This is a genomic window from Balneola sp. (genome assembly GCA_002694685.1).
GTDB lineage: Bacteria > Bacteroidota > Rhodothermia > Balneolales > Balneolaceae > Gracilimonas.
In genome coordinates, this window is sequence record NZMW01000014.1 from 15,846 (window position 1) to 29,445 (window position 13,600).

13 protein-coding genes are annotated in these 13,600 nt (G+C 40.6%); 8 read left to right on the top strand and 5 right to left on the bottom strand.

Annotation, left to right across the window (positions count from 1 at the left end; translation table 11 throughout):
* From CL667_14825 to CL667_14840, 4 genes are read left to right on the top strand one after another with little or no spacing between them, the layout of a single operon-like run.
* Complete coding sequence (locus CL667_14825; GenBank protein ID MAL18969.1) at nucleotides 1-2,346, top strand: hypothetical protein; 2,346 nt, start codon at nucleotides 1-3, stop codon at nucleotides 2,344-2,346.
* Nucleotides 2,347-2,383: 37 nt separating this feature from the next.
* Nucleotides 2,384-2,734, top strand: a complete 351-nt coding sequence (locus CL667_14830; GenBank protein MAL18970.1) for a four helix bundle protein — start codon at nucleotides 2,384-2,386, stop codon at nucleotides 2,732-2,734.
* 19 nt (nucleotides 2,735-2,753) lie between these two features.
* A complete protein-coding gene (locus tag CL667_14835) occupies nucleotides 2,754-3,941 on the top strand; it encodes an acetyl-CoA C-acyltransferase (GenBank protein ID MAL18971.1) in 1,188 nt (395 codons plus the stop codon).
* Nucleotides 3,942-3,949: 8 nt separating this feature from the next.
* Complete coding sequence (locus CL667_14840; protein ID MAL18972.1) at nucleotides 3,950-4,801, top strand: 2,4-dienoyl-CoA reductase; 852 nt, start codon at nucleotides 3,950-3,952, stop codon at nucleotides 4,799-4,801.
* 221 nt (nucleotides 4,802-5,022) lie between these two features.
* On the opposite strand, the gene CL667_14845 is transcribed toward CL667_14840, so the two are convergent.
* The 5 genes from CL667_14845 to CL667_14865 all read right to left on the bottom strand — a co-directional run bounded on the left by CL667_14845 (nucleotide 5,023) and on the right by CL667_14865 (nucleotide 8,973).
* Nucleotides 5,023-5,421, bottom strand: coding sequence for a hypothetical protein (locus CL667_14845; GenBank protein MAL18973.1), 399 nt, complete (start codon nucleotides 5,419-5,421; stop codon nucleotides 5,023-5,025).
* Between the two features lie 97 nt (nucleotides 5,422-5,518).
* On the bottom strand, nucleotides 5,519-6,373 hold the full coding sequence (locus tag CL667_14850; GenBank protein MAL18974.1) for a hypothetical protein: 855 nt from the start codon (nucleotides 6,371-6,373) through the stop codon (nucleotides 5,519-5,521).
* Between the two features lie 97 nt (nucleotides 6,374-6,470).
* Nucleotides 6,471-6,653 carry a PspC domain-containing protein gene (locus tag CL667_14855; protein MAL18975.1) on the bottom strand — a complete coding sequence of 61 codons (183 nt, stop codon included), beginning with the start codon at nucleotides 6,651-6,653 and terminating at the stop codon, nucleotides 6,471-6,473.
* Nucleotides 6,654-6,781: 128 nt separating this feature from the next.
* On the bottom strand, nucleotides 6,782-8,593 hold the full coding sequence (locus CL667_14860; GenBank protein ID MAL18976.1) for a hypothetical protein: 1,812 nt from the start codon (nucleotides 8,591-8,593) through the stop codon (nucleotides 6,782-6,784).
* Complete coding sequence (locus CL667_14865; GenBank protein MAL18977.1) at nucleotides 8,593-8,973, bottom strand: BlaI family transcriptional regulator; 381 nt, start codon at nucleotides 8,971-8,973, stop codon at nucleotides 8,593-8,595. The genes CL667_14860 and CL667_14865 overlap by 1 nt, the downstream gene beginning before the upstream one ends.
* Before the next feature lie 140 nt (nucleotides 8,974-9,113).
* On the opposite strand from CL667_14865, the gene CL667_14870 reads away from it, so the two are divergent.
* From CL667_14870 to CL667_14885, 4 genes are read left to right on the top strand one after another with little or no spacing between them, the layout of a single operon-like run.
* Nucleotides 9,114-10,679 (top strand): cryptochrome/photolyase family protein, encoded by a 1,566-nt coding sequence (locus tag CL667_14870; protein ID MAL18978.1) that lies wholly within the window; start codon nucleotides 9,114-9,116, stop codon nucleotides 10,677-10,679.
* Nucleotides 10,680-10,739: 60 nt separating this feature from the next.
* Nucleotides 10,740-11,393, top strand: a complete 654-nt coding sequence (locus CL667_14875) for a hypothetical protein (protein MAL18979.1) — start codon at nucleotides 10,740-10,742, stop codon at nucleotides 11,391-11,393.
* Complete coding sequence (locus tag CL667_14880; GenBank protein MAL18980.1) at nucleotides 11,377-12,075, top strand: hypothetical protein; 699 nt, start codon at nucleotides 11,377-11,379, stop codon at nucleotides 12,073-12,075. Before CL667_14875 ends, CL667_14880 begins: the two co-directional genes overlap by 17 nt.
* Nucleotides 12,076-12,104: 29 nt before the next feature.
* Nucleotides 12,105-13,583: a hypothetical protein gene (locus CL667_14885; GenBank protein ID MAL18981.1), complete on the top strand. Its 1,479-nt coding sequence runs from the start codon at nucleotides 12,105-12,107 to the stop codon at nucleotides 13,581-13,583.
* The last annotated feature ends 17 nt before the right edge of the window (nucleotides 13,584-13,600 follow it).

A 13,600-nucleotide genomic window follows, 5' to 3' on the forward strand; every position in this document is an offset into this window, starting at 1 on the left:
ATGAGTACAACTAAATATTCGATCAAGAAAGTAGCGGTATTGGGATCAGGAGTGATGGGGAGCCAAATAGCGGCTCACTGTATTAATGCCGGACTGGAAGTTATTTTACTGGATCTGAAAAGTGATGACCCGAAAAGACCAAATAAAACAGCAGAGGAGAGCCTTCAAAAAGCATCAAAGATGAAGCCGGCACCGTTTGGGAGACCTGATTTTGCCCAACGTGTTGAGGTTGGTAATTTTGAAGATGACTTTGATAAGATGAAGGATGCAGATTGGATCTGCGAGGTCATTATTGAAAAGATGGACATCAAAAAAGATATGATGTCTCGCATCGAGGAGATCAGGAAACCGGAAACGATTGTGAGTTCAAACACTTCAGGACTTCCAATTGGTGAAATTAGTGAAGACTGCAGTGATGATTTTAAAGCTCATTTCCTGGGAACACACTTCTTTAATCCTCCACGGTATATGAAGTTGCTGGAGGTCATTCCAACTAAAACAACGTCTGACAATGTCACAGAATTTATGCATCGATTCTGTGAAAAGACCTTGGGTAAAGGGGTAGTGATCTGTAAAGACACCCCTAACTTTATTGCCAACCGAATAGGTATTTTCTCGATTGCTAACATTATGCCGTATTTCTTTAACGGAGATTTTAGGGCTGAAGAGATCGACCTGTTGACAGGAACAATAACAGGCTATTCCAAAGCGGCTACTTTCAGAACAGCTGATATGGCCGGGCTGGATGTGACCAATCACGTAGCTAAAAATCTATATCCATCTATTCCTGATGATGAAATGCAGGAGACCTTTAATCTGCCGGATGAATTTCAGAAAATGGTAGACGAAGGAATGATTGGGAACAAAGCCGGAAAAGGGTTTTACTCCAAGCAGGATGGAGAATACAAAGTCATCAACCCTGATAATTTTGAATATGACTCCCAAAAAGAGCTTGAAGATCCCATTCTTGAAGAGGCCAACAAGATTAAAGACACTGCTGAGCGCTTGAAGTTCCTGGTATTTTCTGGGGGTGAGATTGGAGTTTTTTTATGGAACGTGCATAAAGACCTGTTGCTGTATGCGGCAAACCGAATTCCTGAAATTACGGATTCTCCACTTTCTATCGATCGAGCAATGCAGTGGGGATTCAATTGGGAAATGGGGCCTTTTGAGCGATGGGATGCTCTCGGAATTCAGAATATGGTTGAACACCTTGAGAAAGAGGGCGAAGACATTCCTGAAATAATTACTGAAATGTTGGATGCCGGAATCCATTCTTTTTATTCAGATGGACAGGTTTACGATCCTGCTTCTAAATCTATGATTGATACTCCACCTGAAGCTAAAGGCGAAATTAAAGTTCACCAGCTACGCAAAGAGCGTAATCCGGTTATGGAAAATGACAGTGTGGCTTTGCATGATCTCGGTGATGGAGTTGCACTGTTTGAATTTCATACTCCGCACTCAACTTTGGGAGCCGAGTTAGTTCAGTCTTTGTATAAATCTCTGGACACCGTTAAAAAAGATTTTGACGCACTCGTTATTAGTCACGATGCAGATAATTTTGCATTCGGCGCTAATCTGAAAGAAGCTTTAGTCGCCAAACAAAATGATGATTGGGATAGCGTTGTAGAAGCCGTGACCAATTTTCAGAAAACGGCTGTTGCATTACGTTATGCACCGTTTCCTGTAGTTTCTGCACCATTCGGGAAAACATTGGGTGGTGGCGTAGAGTTTTGCCTCTATTCCGATAAAGTAGTCGCTCATCATGAACTTTATATGGGTTTGGTTGAAGTAGGGGTTGGGCTGATACCAGCCGGTGGAGGCACAACCGAGCTACTCCGCCGTGCCATGGATAAGTTGGAAGGGGAAGCAGATCCATTACCGTTTATTCGGGAAGTATTTAAGACTATCGGGATGGCAAAAGTATCGGAAAGTGCACATTTGGCTCGTGAACTTGGGTATATGCGCGACTCTGACACAATTGTTATGAACCGTGATCTGCTCATCAAAACAGCAAAGGAAGAAGCTTTAAACCTTGTTCAGGCTGGATATCAGTCACCGGCAGAAACTTCTATAAAAGTACTTGGAAAAACAGCACTGGCTGCCATGAAATTAATGCTTCACGTTATGCATGAAGGAAAATACGTAACTGACTATGACCAGGTAGTTGCTACCAGAGTTGCTTATGTATTAGCGGGAGGAGATCTCAGTGAAGAACAGGAAGTTCCTGAATCTTACCTATTGAAACTGGAAAGAGAAGCCATCCTTGAGTGCCTCCAAGACGACCGTACACTAGCCCGAATGGAGCACATGCTGAAGAAAGGGAAACCGTTAAGAAATTAGATTTTCAGATTCTAGATGAAAGACTTGAGACTCATAGATGCATAATTATAAGCAACTGGAAGTATGGAAGAGGGGAATAGAGCTTGCTTCTGCCATTTATATAATTACTAAGAAATTCCCTAAAGAAGAAAAGTTTGGGATCGTCTCTCAGATGAGACGATGCTCTGTTTCTATAAGCTCTAATATCGCAGAAGGTGCGGGAAGAAATTCTGACAAAGAGTTTCGGCAATTTCTAAATATTTCCTTTGGGTCTTGCTCCGAACTCGAAACGCAACTAATTATTAGTGAAAATATTGGATACATATTAAAAGAAGAGCTTGAAAGCATTTTATCAGATTTAACTGAAATACAGAAAATGATATTCACACTTATAAAGAAATTTTCTTAAATCTTTTATCTAAAGTCTTATGTCTAAGAATACAGCATACATCGTAGCCGCAACACGAACAGCTTGTGGTAAAGCTAATAAAGGATCACTTCGGTTTACACGGCCGGATTCTATGGGGGGAGAGGTAGTCAAAGATCTTCTGAACAGAACCAAAGGCTTAGAGGCTGAGCAGGTTGAAGATGTTATAATGGGTTGTGCATTCCCTGAAGCTTCTCAGGGGTTAAATATGGCACGACAGATCGCTTTGTTGGGTGGATTGCCAGACTCAGTTCCTGGCGTTACTGTAAATCGGTTCTGTTCATCCGGACTGCAAACAATAGCTATGGCTGCTGAACGGATTATGGCCGGTGGTGCTGACGTGATTATAGCGGGTGGTGTTGAATCTATGAGTTTGGTCCCCATGGGTGGAATGTCGTTTCAACCTAATCCAGATCTAGTGGATGAAAAACCCGGAGTATATGTAAGCATGGGTATCACTGCCGAAAATGTTGCAAAGAAATATGATGTAAGCCGCGAAGATCAGGATGAATTTGCTTACCAAAGTCACAAGCGAGCAATTAAGGCGTGGGAGCAAGGTAAGTTTGAGGGCCAAATCACCCCAATTAAAGTACATGAGAAAAAAGTAACAGCCGACGGTGAAGTTGTTGAAGATTCTTTCACCTTCAAACAGGATGAGGGGCCGAGAAAAGATACGTCTGTAGAAGCTTTATCAGGATTGCGTCCAGCCTTTAAGTCAGATGGGAGTGTGACGGCCGGGAATTCGTCTCAAATGAATGATGCTGCTGCAGGCGTAGTGGTAGTGAGTGGCGAGATGGTTGAAAAATTAGGATTAGAGCCCATGGCAAGATATGTGGGATTTCAGGTCGCAGGTGTTGCCCCGGAAATTATGGGTATAGGTCCGGTTGAAGCTGTTCCAAAAGTACTTAAGAAATCAGGCTTACAATTATCAGATATTGACTTGATTGAATTGAATGAAGCTTTTGCTTCACAGTCACTTGCTGTAATCCGAAAGCTTGGTTTAGACAAAGAAATAACTAATGTGAATGGCGGCGCTATTGCAATGGGGCATCCATTAGGATGTACGGGAGCTAAGCTATCCACTCAAATTTTGTACGAAATGAAAGCCCGTAAATCTAAGTATGGATTAGTTACTATGTGCATTGGCGGCGGTATGGGTGCAGCTGGAATTTTTGAAAATCTAAATTAGGGGAAATCATGTTCAAAGAAGACACGCTATCAGGACAAACCATTTTAATTACTGGCGGTGGCAGTGGTTTAGGGCTAGCTATGGCAAAAGGATTTGCTAAAAGTGGCGCTGATATTGCTATCTGTGGAAGAACGGAAGAAAAGCTTCAAAAAGCAGTAAAAGAGATTCAAGGTGAACGCGAAGGTGCTGTTGCTAGATACTATCAATGTGATGTTAGAGAATATGATGGTGTGACATCAATGTTTGAACAAATCATTGCAGATTTTGGATCAATTACCGGTTTAGTCAACAATGCTGCAGGTAATTTCTTGTCTGCCTCAGAAGACTTATCGCCCGGGGGCTTTAAAGCGATAGTAGATATTGTACTCCACGGAAGCTTTAATTGCACTCATGTTTTTGGAAACTACCTGATTGACAATGAAAAAGAGGGGAATATCCTCAATATGGTGACAACCTATGCTGAAGGCACCGGATGTGCATTTGTACTACCATCAGCTTGTAGTAAAGCGGGAGTATTAGCTATGACGAGATCATTGGCATTTGAATGGGCAACCTATGGAATACGAGTCAATGCTATAGCCCCTGGGCCATTTCCAACAGAAGGGGCATGGTCAAGGTTGGTTCCTAAAAAAGTATTGGAGAAAAACTTTAAGAATAAAATTCCTGCCAAAAGATATGGCGAGCATGAAGAGCTCGCCAATCTTGCGATATTTTTAATGTCAGACTTAGCACCTTATATAACCGGAGAATGTGTGGTTATAGACGGTGGGGAAAGGCTTCAAGCTGGTCAGTTTAACTTTGTAGACGGCCTTATGTCTAGAAGTAAGCTAAAAAAATTGTTCAAAGCTATGAAGCCTTGATTAAGTGACAATCTGTATTCTTAGTTTATTGCTAAACCTACTAAAAGTGCTGTCGCAATAACTGCGTAGTAAAAACGCTTGATGTTTTTATCGGGCTTATGGAGTCCAAATACATTTTTAAGAATGTAGTAGTCAAATCCCAATTTGTAGTATTTTTCGTATAACTTAGCTTTCATAGTGGCACCTCCTTTTTATTGGTGCGGTATTGTATTATCAGCTGTTTAGTTCTTTTTTAAATCAGCTAACCTCTTTTCGAGTTGATTAATCTCTTGTTCTAATTTTTTAATCGTTAAAGCTTGTTTATCAGCTTTAATAACTTTTCCATTAACGATGGTTTCTACTGAAAGTCTTTCTCCTTTATTAAAAGTAGAAGTTGTTACTACTTCTCCGGCTGAATAAAGTGTCCAAGTGCCATGTGGTTTAAGAAGGTTGTCTTCTTCCCAGTATTGGCCTTCCTGTGCTACAGTTCCATCTGTTTCCAGAAACTTCACACTAAAAAGATTTCCATCAATGTTAGTTACAACTTTCTTGTGCTCTTCGTTAGTGATAGTCTGTTGTGCGTTAAGGCCTGTTGTGAATAACAAGGCTAAAAGTAGTATGCTTATGGTCTTAAATTTCATAGAAACCTCTCTGTTTTGTCTACTCCAATGTTAAGGAATTGTTAACTTAAAGTAAATGGTATGTTAACGGAAAGTTAACATTAAGTTAACATAGCCCTTAATTAAACTGTGAGAGGCGTTTTTGTATCTTTTCTATCTGAAGAGAAAGTTGATAGGCATCGTAACTGTTGTAGGGGGGCTCTTGATTCATCTGTATGGCCTTCAGGAAAATTAAAGCTGCCTTTTCAGCTGACTTTGCAGGATCAAAGGTTTGTTTTTCAAAGTAAAGATTTCCTCCTGAATTTAGGCGCCCTACCCTAATTGACTGTGAAGGAACATTACATTCTAGTACTTCTTGTTTTGATGAGGCAATTCGCTGGTGGGTATTATCGGCAGCACCGGTATAAATTCTAATATCTGAGGTTGTCCCATTATCAAAGCGTATAAATATGTGACTTCCAACAACGTGTTTACCTTCAATAGAAACTTCTTTTGCTTCAACATGATGAATGCCACTATCCACCCACTTCATGCAAAGACCTAATTCATCCACCCAAAATTGCTGAAACTCTTCCTGCTTATTTAAGAACTGAGTATAATTAACTTCACGGGTGATACTTAGAAAAGAGGGGCGAGACATGCGATCCATCATCCATTGTGTAGCAGGTGCAAGAGTGGGCCAGTGCGAAAACTGAATATGAACTCCGGCCTCCTTAGTTGCCCGATATATTTTTTCGAGTTTCTGAGTGTTGGTTGGTGGGCGGGATATTAAAAAACAGTTGAAACCTTGATGAATGCCCTCCAAAAGCAGATCTAGATTTTGATCTGTGTCGTCAATAAGAAGACATGCGTCAACCTTTCCAACTTCGTTTATATGTGCACAAAGTTCCACTTCCTTTACAATACGATGTGGGCGAAGGTGTTTCTCCCATGCAACAGCACGCTTGGCATCTCCAACAATTCCAACTTTCATAAGCATTCCATGTTTGTTGGAGCTCAAGATGCTAATGCAACAGGAATTTTACAACAATCGAGTTTAAAGGGAGGAATAGATTCGTATAAGATAGGTTTTAATCCGGCATTACAATGGCCAAGATGAAGTAGGCGAGTACAGCTGTTCCAAAACTGGATACGAGAATCAGGGCAAAAATAATACGAACTAGAGTAGCGTCCCATCCAAGGTACTCAGCAAAGCCGCCACAGACGCCGGCAAGCATTTTGTCTGTTCTTGATTTTCTTAGTTTAGCTGGCATGTTGATATAGTTAGTTTGATTATAATCTAACACAGTACTACGCCACATAAAAAAAGAAGTTTCAAAAAAGTTCAAATAAAAAAAGCGGAGCTGTAAACTCCGCTATCTGAGGTAAATGTAAAGTGAATTTATAATCCAGAACCTTGGCTTTTTTCAACCTCAGTTTCAGGAGTAGATGTTGTGAAATCTGAGTTTTCCAGTCTGAAGTTTATAGATAAGGCATATTGAACTCTAACAGTACGGCCACGTTGCATACCGGGTGTAAACTGAGCCTGTCTTACTACTCGTAATGCTTCTTCATCAGCTCCGCCGCCAATACCTCTAACGACCTTTGCATTTTCAACATTACCTTGCTCATTTACTATAAACTGAACGGTAACGCGACCTTCAATGCCAGCTCTTCTAGCCATTTGAGGATATTCGACTTTGGCTTGAAGTCCAGCCATTCCGCCTTTCAGTTTAGGCATTTCCTCAACAACTACGAAGTAATCTTCATCAGAACTAGAACTTAAGGGTCCAGTATCCCTAAAAGGCCATTCTGAGAAATCAATGTTCTTAAGTTTTGAGTACGGAATGATAGAAGAATTCCAAGTTGATGGTACTTTTTTGGGAAGGTGTCTAACCCACAATTGAGCATTTCCATCAATGAAGCTACCCGAAGACTTAATAATCCTAAATTGAAGTTCATTGGTCTTAAAACTAATAGTGTTATCGGATAGAGAACCAGTTTTGGTGGCTCCATCAAATTGAATGCCAGAGAATACAATGGTTCCATAGTCCTTTGCAGACAAGGCAAAGCCACTACTAAGAGGTGAGGCTTTACTATGCTTAGAATAAGTAAAAATTTCTTGTCTGTTAACAGATAGCGTTGATTCTCCAATATCAAGTTTTGTATTAATAAGTTCCTCTTCACTTAATCCCTGTGGACCTCGTAAATCAGAGCAGGCAATTGGAAGGGTAATTCCTAAAATCATCAGGAATAAAAAGAAGATGCTTTGCCTGAATGAGGCTTTATGTAATTTGTGATATTTCATGGTCTTGATACGTTTTTTAAGTGTTGAATTTTTAACTGCCATACTCACCGAGAGTTTCCCAACACCGGTATTGAGTGGCACTAATTCATACAAGAGATTGGCATAAGACTTTATGGAGAAATCGGATTTGGAAAGGACTTCCTGATCGCAACTTATTTCGCGATAGGTATCGATCTCTTGGTTGCCGTATCGGATTAACGGGTGAAACCAAAACAGAGATTCGATCATGGACAGTGCCAACTGCAACAGGTAGTCACCACGCTTAATATGGGTGAGTTCGTGCTGCAGGGCCATGTCCAGTTTTTCCGGTTCATGTTGGAGTAATTTTGGAAGGACAATCACCGGTTGCTTCCATCCAAAAGTGAATGGAACCAACGGATGATCATGAAAAGCGAGTTTAATAGAAGACTTTTTAGGAAATTCTTCTTCTCTACCATCAACAGATTGCAATTCTGAAAGGTTTAAGTTCCTGTAAAGAGACTTCAACGCTACATAATTGCTGAGGAGTCGACCAAGCATCACTACTGAAACAAGTGACACGATTAAAGTTATCATGCCAATAAAAAAAGAGGGTTCTTGCCAATTAATTAGAAGTGCAGCAGAAGCTGGGTCTGAAGAAGGTACTATCTCAATAGGATTCTGAACCACAAAAAAAGCAGTTTCAAGGTTCGAAGAAGCAAACCATTCTGGAATTTTACTCATCAAGGCGGCAATCCCAATTCCAAAAGGCAAAGACAACAAAGCAGCTGTTCTAAGATGGTAATGAAAAAGAGGATTTAGCTTCTCTCTTGTTTTAAGGAACACAAATGTAAGAGTACAGCATACCGTCCATATTAATATGGGGAACCAAAAGGTATCCAGGCTTATATTTCCAATGTTCTTGATGAGTTCAACGAGTTCGTACATTACTTTTCCTCCATGTCGTCAATCATATCGCGAAGTTCTTTGAGTTCGCCTTCGCTTAAATTCTCTCCCTTAACCAGCGTTTGTACCAATGCTGATGTTGATCCCTTAAATACTTTGTCAATCATTCCGGAGACAAGGCTGGATTGTACATCCTGGGGTTTTTTGCGTGCGCTGTAAACATAAGTCACACCGTCTTTGCGATATTTTAAATATCCTTTGTCATTTAAATTCTTCATGATTGTCATGACAGTAGTATAGGCTACTTTCCGGGTTTTCAGGATTTCCTCCTGAACCTGTGCTACTGTTGCTTCCCCCATTCCCCACACGTGGTGTAGGATTTCCATTTCCGATTCTCCAAGGGGTGTCAATGATTTTCTCATATGCGTAAGTCTGAATTAGTTAATACTAATATAATAGTATTAAGTTAAAGTTCAAGAATTTATTTTGATGACAGTATAGTTAAAGTGATTTAAAATTCGAATTAAGGAACGTTCTTTGAGATTCCTGCAATTTCATATGCATGAGCAGACAATACTTATCACATATCGATTCAGAAATAAAACCAGTGAACTTAAAGGATCATGACAAGGCAGTGTTTGTTTTGCATGATCAGTTAAACCTGGATGCCTGGCCCAGCTGGATTCGGGAAGAGAAGCCGTTGCTGATTTTCATCGAAGCAGCAGAGAAAGGGAAGGCACTTCCATATCATAAAAAGAAACTGATTTATCTGCTCAGCAGTATGCGCCACTTTGCTCTTGAGTGTATGGAAGCCGGGTTTCCGGTACTTTATCATTCAACCCGAAAACATTATGACGATAGGTTGAGTGAAATTCTGTCCAAACATGAAGAATTGGCTCTTACGTACATGACACCTTCTGAGTGGGATTCACGGGAACGGGTTGGTAAGGTGAAAAGGCAATATGAAAACCGAGTTAAGGAAATCCCAAACAATTTCTTTCTGGCGGATGCCGATGAGTATAAAGAGAAAGTAGCCGATGGCTGGCTGATGGAATATTTTTATCGGGACATGCGCCGAAAGACCGGTTACTTAATGAATGGTGATCAGCCGGAAGGGGGCGAATGGAATTATGATGAGGATAACCGAGAGAAACTTCCTAAAGATCACCCGGTTCCTGAAATAGCTGAAACGGAGGTTGATGAAATAACGCAGGAAGTGATTGATATGGTGGAGGATTGGTTTCCGGATCATTTTGGGGAAAGTGAGGGCTTCACCTATGCTGTTACAAGGAGGCAAGCTCTATACAGACTGAATGAATTTATAGATGAGCGCCTAGATGAATTTGGTCCTTATGAAGATGCCATGGCGCAGGGTAAATATGACCTGTTTCACTCACACTTATCTTTATACATGAATAACGGACTCATTCTTCCCAAAGAAGTTTGTGATAAAGCCGAGGAGGCTTATCGAAATGGAGAGGCTCGATTAAATTCGGTGGAAGGATTTATTCGCCAGGTAATTGGCTGGAGAGAATATGTAAGGGTTTATTACGAGGCTATGATGCCTGAAGTCCGCGAGGCAAATCACTTTAATTTCACCAATAAACTTCCGGAGATGTACTGGTCGGGAGAAACGAAAATGAACTGTATGAGTGAATGCTTGAAGCCGGTAATTAAGGAGGGATATTCTCATCATATACCCAGGCTTATGGTTTTGAGCAATTTCAGTAACCTCACTGAAACAGATCCCCGAGAATTAAACCGATGGTTTCATCTTGCATATGTAGATGCCTATGAATGGGTGGTTCTTCCAAATGTATTGGGGATGTCAACCTTTGCTGATGGTGGCGTGCTGGCTTCCAAGCCCTATATAAGCAGTGGGAATTACATCAACAAGATGAGTGATTACTGCAAGCACTGCGAATATAAAATCAGCAAGAAAACCGGGGAAGATGCTTGTCCCTTTAACTATCTCTACTGGAATTTTATAGATAAACAGCGTGAGACTTTTTCCAAAAACGGCCGTTCTAATTTTATGGTGAATATGTTTGATAAGCGGGATGAAGAGGATAAGAAAGCTATCTGGGAAAGCTCGGAGAAGTTTATAGAATCTCTGAATCGGGAATAATCATTTGCATTAATAATCGAATTTGCTCATAATCCGTAAAACACTAAAAAAGCTTGTTTTATGGAAAAAGAAACAAAAGTATTACTGGGTGCAGTCATAGCAGCTCCGTTGGCTTATGTGATCCCACTTTCAATGGGAAATATTTGGCTGGCTTATTTTTTACTGCTTTGTGTAGTCGTCGCTTTTCTGGGTAGTCTCATCATGTTTGCCAGTGACGAACTAGATTCAAGAAACTATAAGAGAATATTTATTGGAGTTACATGCACTCTGATTGTTATCAATATGCTCTTATTTACCCATGACTACAGCAGGAAGGATTACCAAAAAAGTCTACTGCTTGAAATCAGGAAAATAATTGATGAAGGCGTTACTAAGAATGATGTGCAAAAAGATTTGACCCATATATTTGCACGATATCACTCGGAGGATCGGGATTCGATAGTAAAGACTGCTCGCGAATTGATCCCGGAAAAGTTGGGAGAGAATGGTATTTATATATCGAATTTTGACCTGGAGGAAGATACAGTACGTGATGACAATACAAATTTCTTTTATGAAATAGATGAAGAAGCAGATGAACTGAGTATCATTGTAGTTACAGACATCTCACTAGGGGAACAGCCCGGGTTTGAAAATTATGACGGACAAGCCGGTCGTTTTGAGATGGAATTCACTCTAAATAAAGAGGGGGTTGAGTATGAAGTCCGGAATTAAGCATCTAAATGAATGGCTGATTGTTGTGGTAATTGTAATATTAGGAAGCGTTGGCGGTTCTTTCTTTTGGGGAAATGGGATGGTCTACAATCCAATAAATCTTTTTAATCCCAATCCTGGAGTGATCTTGCTCGGCTTAGAAACCATTGCAGCGATCGATATATTCGCGGGAGAAGTTCCCAATGAAATAGAAGTCAGTTTCGAAACTCTATCCGTACTTTTTAGCATGCTACTACTTTTGATAGTAGGACCTTGGCTACTTTATAAAGGTTATAAGGAGTATGAAAAAGGAGATCCCTCAAAGTTTAAGCCTTGGTATTGGTTTGTCGGAGCTAGTTTGAGTGTGATCTCCCTTGCCAGTATTCCAGTCTTGATCATAAGCTTTCAGGTATTTCAGAATACAAAAGCCAGTGCTGATAAAAATAGGGTTCAGGATTTAATGAGGCAGGAATTACAGATGGTAGGCTTTGCAGTTGCTGAGTATGGAATTTTAGAAGATGGCTTTGATGAGTCTTTTGGTATAGAGGACCTGGAATTGGGTGTGTTACAATTTGAATACTCGGTGGAAGGAACTCCTTCCGATAGTTCGATTATCATTGTTTCTAAAAAAATAGAAGAAAACAGTGGGAAGAGAATTAAAGTGATGCCATTTAGTCCCGAAGTGATGTCATACAGGAATTAGTTTATGTTCGATTTGGTTTTCAAACACCTATGAAGAACATTAATAGCCTCCGAAAATTTAAGCGCAATGATAACGACGTAAACCCCGATGGAGAGTACATTCTTTACTGGATGCAGGTGAACCGACGCTTCCATTATAACTATGCGTTTGAATATGCAATTGCACTTTCGCATAAATATGCAAAACCATTATTAGTCTATGAGGGTTTAAACGTCGATTACCCTTGGGCATCAGATCGAATTCATACTTTTATGATGCAGGGGATGAAGGAGAATCTGGAATACGCGAAGGAGAAAAACCTAAATTACTTCAGCTATTTGGAGCCCGAGCAAGGAGCTGGAAAAGGTCTTTTTTATGAGTTAGCTAGTAATGCAGTTTCTGTAGTTTCTGATGAATTCCCGGTATTCATCATCCGTTCTCATAACGAAAGTGTAGGTAAAAATATCGAGGTACCATACACCACTATTGACTCAAATGGAATTATTCCTCTCGGAGTCACAGATAAAGATCCATATTCGGCTTATCTATTCCGGAAGATTATGCAAAAGCATTTTCTGGAAGCCTTCACCCATCCTCCACAAAAAGATCCTTTAGGTGATTTAGAGAATCAAAAGCAGATCGAGTTACCTGATTCATTTCTAAAGAAATATCCGCCGGCGAATGAAGCACTGGCTGACATTGAGAAAACGGTTTCTGAACTCCCTATTGATCACGAAGTGGGAGTGGCAGAGCTGGATGGAACTCGTCAAGCAGCCTTGGGTAAATTGGGACACTTTGTAGGACACAACCTTTTTAATTATGATGATCGGCGTAATGATCCGGATGCGAAAGCTTCAAGTGGATTAAGCCCGTGGCTTCATTTTGGGAAAATCAGTGAGTATGAAATTGTGAAAACAGTTTTTGATCACCAGCCCGACGATTGGGACTTAGATTCCATCACCCCAAATAAAGGAAAGAATTCAGGTTTTTTTAATGGGGATCCGAATATCGAGTCGTTTCTGGATGAAGTGATTACCTGGCGTGAAGTTGGTTTTCATTATGCGCATCACCGACCAGATTATGATCAGTTTGAAAGTCTGCCGGATTGGGTAAAGAAAACGACCAGTAAACACGAAAGTGATGAGCGGGAGTGGATTTATTCTCTGGAAGAATTTGAGCAATCCAAAACGCACGATGAAATCTGGAATGCCGCTCAAACCGAACTTCGGGAAACCGGGGTAATGCATAACTACCTGCGCATGTTGTGGGGAAAGAAAATCATTGAGTGGACACCAGATTACCGAACCGCTTTAGACTACATGATAGAACTCAACAACAAATATGCACTGGATGGACGTGATCCCAACAGCTATTCAGGGATTTTCTGGTGTTTGGGTAGATTTGATCGTGCCTGGCAAGAACGGCCTATCTTTGGTAAGCTTCGATATATGACAAGCGATTCAACGCGTAAGAAAGTAAAGCTTCAGCAGTACCTGGATAGATTCGGGAATCAGAAATCATTACTGTAAAAACACCGTAGGGGTAA

Bases quoted from the DNA above. Each gene is read 5' to 3' on its own strand.
- CL667_14885 (MAL18981.1), top strand. From the start codon at position 12,105: ATGAAGAACATTAATAGCCTCCGAAAATTTAAGCGCAATGATAACGAC.
- CL667_14825 (MAL18969.1), top strand. From the start codon at position 1: ATGAGTACAACTAAATATTCGATCAAGAAAGTAGCGGTATTGGGATCA.
- CL667_14865 (MAL18977.1), bottom strand. From the start codon at position 8,973: ATGAGAAAATCATTGACACCCCTTGGAGAATCGGAAATGGAAATCCTA.
- CL667_14830 (MAL18970.1), top strand. From the start codon at position 2,384: ATGCATAATTATAAGCAACTGGAAGTATGGAAGAGGGGAATAGAGCTT.
- CL667_14850 (MAL18974.1), bottom strand. From the start codon at position 6,373: ATGAAAGTTGGAATTGTTGGAGATGCCAAGCGTGCTGTTGCATGGGAG.
- CL667_14880 (MAL18980.1), top strand. From the start codon at position 11,377: ATGAAGTCCGGAATTAAGCATCTAAATGAATGGCTGATTGTTGTGGTA.
- CL667_14870 (MAL18978.1), top strand. From the start codon at position 9,114: ATGAGCAGACAATACTTATCACATATCGATTCAGAAATAAAACCAGTG.
- CL667_14835 (MAL18971.1), top strand. From the start codon at position 2,754: ATGTCTAAGAATACAGCATACATCGTAGCCGCAACACGAACAGCTTGT.
- CL667_14840 (MAL18972.1), top strand. From the start codon at position 3,950: ATGTTCAAAGAAGACACGCTATCAGGACAAACCATTTTAATTACTGGC.
- CL667_14845 (MAL18973.1), bottom strand. From the start codon at position 5,421: ATGAAATTTAAGACCATAAGCATACTACTTTTAGCCTTGTTATTCACA.
- CL667_14855 (MAL18975.1), bottom strand. From the start codon at position 6,653: ATGCCAGCTAAACTAAGAAAATCAAGAACAGACAAAATGCTTGCCGGC.
- CL667_14860 (MAL18976.1), bottom strand. From the start codon at position 8,593: ATGTACGAACTCGTTGAACTCATCAAGAACATTGGAAATATAAGCCTG.
- CL667_14875 (MAL18979.1), top strand. From the start codon at position 10,740: ATGGAAAAAGAAACAAAAGTATTACTGGGTGCAGTCATAGCAGCTCCG.